Origin of the sequence: Psychrobacter sp. PP-21, assembly GCF_033790785.1 — a bacterium.
In the GTDB taxonomy this organism is placed as follows: domain Bacteria; phylum Pseudomonadota; class Gammaproteobacteria; order Pseudomonadales; family Moraxellaceae; genus Psychrobacter.
The window spans coordinates 1-255 of sequence record NZ_JAMYEB010000125.1; the positions used below are offsets into that span (position 1 = coordinate 1).

Annotated in this window: 1 rRNA gene; it reads left to right on the forward strand. The window is 50.6% G+C overall.

Features of this window, described 5'->3' with window-relative positions:
* Window positions 1-9: 9 nt before the first annotated feature.
* Window positions 10-255: ribosomal RNA gene (locus NJD71_RS13875) — 16S ribosomal RNA — on the forward strand; the annotation flags it as partial.

The following is a 255-nucleotide window of genomic DNA, read 5'->3' on the forward strand; positions in this document are numbered from 1 at the left end:
AGCAAGATTAAACTGAAGAGTTTGATCATGGCTCAGATTGAACGCTGGCGGCAGGCTTAACACATGCAAGTCGAGCGGAAACGATGGTAGCTTGCTACCAGGCGTCGAGCGGCGGACGGGTGAGTAACACTTAGGAATCTACCTAGTAGTGGGGGATAGCACGGGGAAACTCGTATTAATACCGCATACGTCCTACGGGAGAAAGGGGGCAACTTGTTGCTCTCGCTATTAGATGAGCCTAAGTCGGATTAGCTA